Raw genomic sequence first — 6,096 nt, 5'->3', positions numbered from 1 at the left:
GGTGCCCAGCAAGACCTGATCCGACGCGGACGGGGGGGGGCCCCCCCGGGGGGGGGCGCCCCCCCCCGGGGGGGGGCCCCCCCGCGGGGGGGGGGGGGGGTTGGGGGTGGGGGGGGGGGGGGGTTTAAAAAAAACCCCCCCCCCCCCCCCGCCCTGTTGGGCGCCGCGGCAGCGGCTGCGTGCTGGTTTGGTGCAACGGTCGTGCCCGCGGCAGCCCGTACGACTGTTGCAGCGACTACGGCTGCGGCTGCGGCTGTGGTTGGCGGCAGGGTCAGCCGGCGGCCCGGGAGACCAGCGTCAGATAGACCGTGACGACGTGTTCGCCGGTGTCGGTGTCCACCTCGCCGCGCAGGTCGACGACGTCGTTGCCGGCCAGCGTCTTGATGTTGTCCACGTGCACCACGACCGTCAGCCGGTCGCCGGCGTAGATCGGGCGGCTGTAGACGAACCGCTGGTCGCCGTGGACCACACGGCTGTAGTCCAGGCCGAGTTCGGGATCGTGCACCACCTGGTCGGTGGCGCGCTGCGCGAGGGTGAAGATGAAGGTGGGCGGGGCGATCACGTCCAGGTGCCCGAGCGCCCGTGCCGCCTGCGGGTCGACGAAGACGGGGTGGGTGTCGCCCACGGCCGCCGCGAATTCACGGATCTTCTCGCGGCCCACCTCATAAGGCTCAGTGGGCGGATAAACCCGACCGACGTAAGAGGTGTCGAGAGGCATACGGTGCTCCTAGCGCATGGACGTGGAGATATGAGTACGGCCCAACTGAAGCAGTGGTGGACGGCCGGTCACGGAATGGTCGACGGCGTGGTGTCGGCCCACTGGGGCGCGATCGACAGTACCCACGGGCGCGTCGCGTGACGAGCGGAACGAACCCCCCGTTCCGCTGGGCCGCCGGCCAATCACCGCCCCCCGCGGACCAATTCCCGGACCGATAGGCGGCGTCGACGACGGCCCTCGGCATTCTGCCACGAAAACCCGTCGCCGGGGCGCCGAGAGCCGCCATCCGATGCGCGACGAAGACCACGCGAACCCGCCACGGAACGGAATTCCCGACCCCCGATTCCGGAGGGTGGCCCGACAATTGCCGTACGAATCCCCTGCGTTTGCCGCGGGATGCACAGGGCTCCCGCGGGGCCGGGGCCCGCACCCCCACCGGGCTCGGCTCGGACGCGTACCTGCACCCCCACCGATGCGGCCCCGGGCGCCCACCGGAATCCGCCCCGTACGCGCGCGCACAGCACTCACGTGCACCGACCCCGGGCACCCCAACCCCGCCGCGTGCGGGCCCACTCGCACGCACCCGCGCGTACCCGCCGCACCCGGCCGGACGCGTACCGCCGCACCCGCACCCCGGCGGGCCTGCCGTTGTCCCACCAAGAGTCAACCCCGCGGCCCGTAATGCCCGGTGGGGCCGCCGCCGTCCCGCGGGCCACGCGCGGGCCCGCGCGCGAGCCGGGGTAACGATCCAGCGGCAACGGGCCGGCGTGGTGCCCGGGCGGGAACTGTCCCTGGGGGCGCGGGACTCCTTACCCACGTGTCCTTGCTCAGTGTTCAGCCCGGCCCACCCGCAACCCCGACCGGCCACATGATCGTGTGCGGCGACGACGCCCTGGCCCACCGGCTCGCCTCCGAACTGCGCAGCGTCTACGGCGAGCGCATCACGCTCGTCGTGCCGCCCGCACGGGAGGCCGCCGGTGCGCCCGTACGGGGGCGCGCCGTGGGCCGGGCCACCGCACTGTTCGGGCGGGTCAGCGCCGCCATGGCCCGCGCCGCGTCCACCGGCGGCGACCCGGCCGGCGGGCCGGCCGCCACCGGGACCACCGTCGTGGAGGCCGCCGGCCTGGACGATGCGGTGCTGGTGGAGGCCGGGGTGGAGCGCGCCGCCGCGCTCGCCCTGGTCCATGACGACGACGAGGCCAACATCCGGGCCGCGCTCGCCGCCCGCCGGCTCAGCCCGCAGCTCCGCCTGGTCATCCGGCTCTACAACCGCAAGCTCGGCCAGCGCCTGGAAGAGCTCCTGGACCAGGCGGCGGTCGTCACCGACCCGGGGCAGACCGGCGCGGGAACCGCCCCCGAGGCGGTCACCACGGTGCTCTCGGACGCCGACACCGCGGCCCCTGCGCTGGCCGCCACCGCCATCGCGGGCACCAGCAAGGTGGTGCAGGCCGACGGGCTGATGCTGCGCCTGGTGGAACGGGCCCCGACGGCCGGCGGCGAGATCGGCGACCAGGGGCTTGGCGTCCTCGCGCTGCTCTCCTCGACCGTGGGCGACCCGGCCGGCGCCGACGGCTCCGACAGCAGCGGCGCCGAGGGCCCGCAACTCCTGCCCGACCAGGCGTCGGTACGGGCCGCGACCGGCCGCCGCGCCCTGGTCCTGGAGACCGTCTCGCACGGCACCCCGACCTCGGCCGCTCGCCGGCTCGGCCGCCGCTGGGCACCGCTGACGTCGCTGCTGCCGGCCCGACTGCGCTGGTCGATCGCGGGCGTGTGCGCCGCCGTGCTCGCCCTCGCCGTGGTCTCCTGGCTGGTCACCGGCGCCCATCCGCTACACGCCGGCTACCTCACCCTGCTCGACCTGTTCGCCATGGGCGAGCCGGCCATCGAAGAGGGCACCAGCCGGCAGGCGATGCAGTTGCTGTCCGGGCTGATCGGGCTGATGCTGCTGCCCGTGATGGTGGCCGCCGCCCTGGAGGCGTTCGGCACCTTCCGCACCGCGTCCGCGCTGCGCCGCCCGCCGCGCGGCCTCTCCGGCCACGTCGTCCTCCTCGGGCTCGGCAAGGTCGGCACCCGGGTCCTGGTCAGGCTGCGGGAGATGGACATTCCGGTGGTCTGCGTGGAGAACGATCCACAGGCCCGCGGCGTCGCCGTGGCCCGCCGGATGCGCGTGCCCACCGTGCTCGGCGACGTCACCCAGGAGGGCGTGCTGGAGGCGGCCAAGATCCACCGAGCCCACGCCCTCCTCGCGCTGACCAGCGTGGACATCACCAACCTGGAGGCGGCCCTGTACGCGCGCTCGATCCACCCCGAACTGCGGGTGGCGCTGCGCCTGTACGACGACGGCTTCGCCACCGCCGTCTACCGCACCCTGCGCGCCGCCCACCCACAGGCCCTCACCCGCAGCCGCAGCGTCTCCTCACTGGCCGCGCCCGCCTTCGCCGGCGCCATGATGGGCCGCCAGGTGCTCGGCGCGTTCTCGGTGGAGCGCAAGGTGCTGCTGCTCGCCGCCGTCGAGGTGGCGGGCCATCCGCAACTGGTCGGCCGCACCGTCGCCGACGCCTCCCGCCCCGGCTCCTGGCGGGTCCTCGCGCTGGACGCCTCGGCCCCCGGCCCGCGGCCGGCCGACCTCGGCGCCGCCCTGCGCGCCGGCCCCGGCGAACCTCGACAGCGCCTGGTGTGGGACCTGGACCCGGCGTACGTGCTGCGCCCCGCCGACCGCGTCGTCCTCGTCGCCACCCGCCGCGGCCTGGCCGAACTCCTCGGCCGCCCCCAGGCCCGCCGGGCCGGCTAGCCCGCACTCCGAACCACGCGCGAGCGGAGCCCTTTTGCCTGCCGTGAACACACCGGGAATGGCCGGGGTCCGGTAGCGCCACAGCGGGCTCGATCGGCGGACGGGATGTGCTTCCTGTCGAATCCTTCGGACGTACGGAATTCTGTGCGTGGGGCGGATGATTGACGTGTGGTCTGGTGAATTGGCAGAGTCGAGAAGTCGTCATGGAAGCGTGCTTGAGGCAGCCGATGTGACGGCTGGAAGCTCGTAGCAGAAACGCGCAGCGCATCAATGTGCTCGCCTTTTCTGGGGTGTTGGTCGGGGTGTTGGCCGGGATGTTGGCCGAGAAATCCAGAAGGCTTCCCATCGCTTTCCATAAATTTCCACAAAGGCGAATCCACCACCCTCCGCACATCGCCCAAGCCCCATGCACCACGCCGGTGGTGGGGAGCCGCCGCCGACCGCCCCGTACGCCACCGGCCCGCGGCGTGCGCCAGGCGGTGGGACGTGCCGTGCGGCGGTCGGGAAAGGGGGGCAGGGCGTGGCGGAGGGGCCCGGTGGTGGGGGAGTGGGCGCGGGTGGGGACTTGGTCTGGGCCTGTCCAGATGTGGTGCGGTCCGTCGCGGGGGGCCGCCGCCGACTCCTTCTCGGTGGCGCCGAAGAACGATAGGTTGCGGGACCTATGGAATTGGAGTTGCGGCACCTGCGCATCCTGGTGGCCATCGCCGACGCCGGCAGTCTGACCAGGGCCGCGGCAACGCTCCTGCTCTCCCAACCCGCCGTCTCCACCCAACTCAAGCGGATCGAGACGGCGCTTGGCCGCCCCGTGTTCGTCCGGGAGGCGAGCGGAGTGCGGCCGACGCGGTTCGGGGACGAGGTGATCGCCCACGCCCGGAGCGCCGTGGCCAGCGCCGACCGCATCCGGGAGAGCCAGCGCAGCGCGGCCACCGAGACCTCCGTGGTGCGCCTCGGCGGCTCGCCGGGACCGGTCTTCTCGCATCTGGCCACCCAACTCGCCGGGCTGCTCGACGTGCCCGTCGTATCGCAGCAATTCCCGTCCGCCGCCTGGGCGTTGGACCGCCTCGCCAGCGATCAGCTCGACGTCGCGGCCATCACGGACGTGACCGGTTACGAGACCAGGCCGCGGGCCGGCATCGCCCATGCGGTGATCGGCACCGAGCCGGCGCTCGTGCTGCTGCCGGTCGGCCATCCGCTGGCCGGCCGCGACCGGGTGGAGCTGACCGCGCTGGCCGACGAGAGCTGGACCATGTCGCCGCTGGAGCGCGAGGGCGGCGACCGGGCCGCCTTCACCGCCATCTGCCTCGCGGCCGGCTTCACGCCCCGTATCGACCACGACATCGTCGACGCCGGCACCGCGTTCGACCTGGTCATCCAGGGGGCGGCGATAGCGCTTGCGCAAGGCGGCGTACGGCTGCGGGACGGCATGGCCGCCAAGCGGCTGGCCGGCGACCCGATCCAGGTGCGGCACGTGCTGGCCTGGCGCGCCCCCGGGCGGCTCGTCGGCTGGCAGGAGGCGCTGGTCACGGCGGCCGAGGCGGGGTTCGCCGGGCGCCGGTGCGCGACCGACCTGGAGTGAGGCGCCGCGGCGTACGACGACGCGCGGCCTCGCGCGCGCGTACCCGCGAAGGCGCGGCGCCCGGGTGGCCACCGCTCTGACCGCCGCCCGCCCCCGCGCCGGCCCGTCAGCCGGTGCGTGTGGGCCAGCGGCCGTCACCCGTGAAGCCACGGCTGACGGCCGCTGGAGTCTTGCGTGGGGGGTGGCTGTGCCGGCGACGGAGCCCCGAACACCGACACGGGACGAACCACCGCGCCCCGGGTGCACCGGCGCACGGGCGGCCCGGCCGTGCCCCCACTATCCCGCGCCGCACCACCACACGACCAATGTCAAAGGCCCATAACGGCCAGGTGTTATGGCGGCGCAGAGCTGGGCAGCAGAGCCCCGAGCCGATCACCGGCTCCGGTTGCCGGCGGTTTCCACCGTACGCGCGGGCTCCAGGAATAGCGCGCGCACGTGGGCCGTTACGGTTGCCGGAACCACCGCCGATACGGAAAGCAGGGTGCCGCACATGAGCACGGTGGAACTCACCAAGGACAACTTCGACGAGGTCGTTTCCGGCAATGATTTCGTCCTGATCGACTTCTGGGCTTCCTGGTGCGGCCCGTGCCGTACGTTCGCCCCGGTGTTCGAAGGCGCGTCGGACCGGCATAAGGACGTGGTCTTCGCGAAGGTGGACACCGAGGCCCAGCCGGAGCTGGCGGCGGCCTTCGAGATCCAGTCCATTCCGACGCTGATGATCGTGCGGGAGAACATCGCGGTCTTCGCCCAGCCCGGCGCGCTGCCGGCGACGGCCCTGGAGGACGTCATCGGGCAGGCCAGGGCCTTGGACATGGACCAGGTGCGCTCGTCGGTGGCAGAGGCGGCCGGCCAGCAGGGCAACGGTGGCTGACCTCCTGCTGGTCCGGCACGGCGAGACGGAGTGGAGCCGGTCGGGCCGGCCCCCCCCCCCGGCCGCCCAGCCGCGCACCCCGCGGGGCGCCGCCCCCGCGCGCGCCCCGCGCCCCCGGCGCGCCCCCCCCCCCCACCCCC

General features: G+C 73.9%; 4 protein-coding genes. 3 read left to right on the top strand and 1 reads right to left on the bottom strand.

Going from position 1 to position 6,096, the window contains the following annotated elements; genetic code table 11:
* Positions 1–271: 271 nt before the first annotated feature.
* Complete coding sequence (locus AAHZ94_RS26965) at positions 272–718, bottom strand: FAS1-like dehydratase domain-containing protein (RefSeq protein ID WP_349995978.1); 447 nt, start codon at positions 716–718, stop codon at positions 272–274.
* An 868-nt stretch (positions 719–1,586) separates the two neighbouring features.
* Between AAHZ94_RS26965 and AAHZ94_RS26960 the strand changes: the two genes are divergently transcribed.
* The 3 genes from AAHZ94_RS26960 (at position 1,587) to trxA (ending at position 5,956) form a co-directional block, all read left to right on the top strand.
* Positions 1,587–3,509, top strand: a complete 1,923-nt coding sequence (locus AAHZ94_RS26960; protein ID WP_349995979.1) for an NAD-binding protein — start codon at positions 1,587–1,589, stop codon at positions 3,507–3,509.
* 661 nt (positions 3,510–4,170) lie between these two features.
* A complete protein-coding gene (locus AAHZ94_RS26955; RefSeq protein ID WP_349995976.1) occupies positions 4,171–5,085 on the top strand; it encodes a LysR family transcriptional regulator in 915 nt (304 codons plus the stop codon).
* A 490-nt stretch (positions 5,086–5,575) separates the two neighbouring features.
* Positions 5,576–5,956 carry a thioredoxin gene (trxA, locus tag AAHZ94_RS26950; protein WP_349995975.1) on the top strand — a complete coding sequence of 127 codons (381 nt, stop codon included), beginning with the start codon at positions 5,576–5,578 and terminating at the stop codon, positions 5,954–5,956.
* Positions 5,957–6,096: the final 140 nt, after the last annotated feature.

The organism is Streptomyces sp. HSW2009 (genome assembly GCF_040240285.1).
Classification (GTDB): Bacteria; Actinomycetota; Actinomycetes; order Streptomycetales; family Streptomycetaceae; genus Streptomyces.
Note: the sequence above shows the minus strand (reverse complement) of the source record. Positions and strands in the feature narration are given on the sequence as shown.